This window comes from Nonomuraea cypriaca (genome assembly GCF_015645445.1).
GTDB lineage: Bacteria > Actinomycetota > Actinomycetes > Streptosporangiales > Streptosporangiaceae > Nonomuraea > Nonomuraea cypriaca.
The window spans coordinates 1-1,177 of sequence record NZ_JADOGI010000528.1; the positions used below are offsets into that span (position 1 = coordinate 1).

1 protein-coding gene is annotated in these 1,177 nt (G+C 66.1%); it reads left to right on the forward strand.

The window, feature by feature from the left end; translation table 11 throughout:
- On the forward strand, positions 1-1,177 hold a 1,177-nt coding region (locus tag ITP53_RS55410; protein ID WP_456238125.1), incomplete at both ends, for a DNA-directed RNA polymerase subunit beta.

The window sequence follows — 1,177 nt, forward strand, 5'->3', positions numbered from 1 at the left end:
CTGTCCTCGATCCACATCGAGGAGCACGAGGTCGACGCCCGTGACACGAAGCTGGGTCCGGAGGAGATCACCCGGGACATCCCGAACGTCTCCGAGGAGGTCCTGGCGGACCTGGACGAGCGCGGGATCATCCGGATCGGCGCCGAGGTCGTCAATGGCGACATTCTGGTCGGCAAGGTCACGCCCAAGGGTGAGACCGAGCTGACGCCGGAGGAGCGGCTGCTGCGCGCGATCTTCGGTGAGAAGGCCCGTGAGGTGCGGGACACCTCGCTGAAGGTGCCGCACGGCGAGCAGGGCAAGGTCATCGGTGTCCGCGTGTTCTCCCGCGAGGAGGGCGACGAGCTGCCGCCGGGTGTGAACGAGCTGGTGCGTGTGTACGTGGCGCAGAAGCGTAAGATCACCGACGGTGACAAGCTGGCCGGCCGGCACGGTAACAAGGGTGTCATCTCCAAGATCCTGCCGGTCGAGGACATGCCGTTCCTGGAGGACGGCACCCCGGTCGACATCATCCTCAACCCGCTGGGTGTGCCCGGCCGGATGAACGTCGGTCAGGTGCTGGAGACCCACCTGGGCTGGATCGCCGCCCGCGGCTGGGACATCTCCGGCATCCAGGAGGCCTGGGCCGCACGGCTGCGTGACAAGGGCTTCGACAAGGTCGCCCCGCGCACCAACATGGCCACCCCGGTCTTCGACGGCGCCCACGAAGAAGAGATCGTCGGCCTGCTCGACAGCACCGTCCCCAACCGTGATGGCGACCGGATGGTGCAGCAGAGCGGCAAGGCGCGGTTGTTCGACGGCCGCTCCGGTGAGCCGTTCCCGTACCCGATCTCGGTCGGCTACATCTACATCCTCAAGCTGCTCCACCTGGTCGATGACAAGATCCACGCGCGCTCGACCGGCCCCTACTCCATGATCACCCAGCAGCCGCTCGGCGGTAAGGCCCAGTTCGGTGGGCAGCGGTTCGGTGAGATGGAGGTGTGGGCGCTGGAGGCGTACGGCGCCGCGTACGCGCTGCAGGAGCTGCTGACCATCAAGTCCGACGACGTCCTGGGACGTGTGAAGGTCTACGAGGCCATCGTCAAGGGCGAGAACATCCCCGAGCCGGGAATTCCCGAATCCTTCAAGGTGCTCATCAAGGAGATGCAGTCGCTGTGCCTCAACGTCGAGGTGCTGTCCA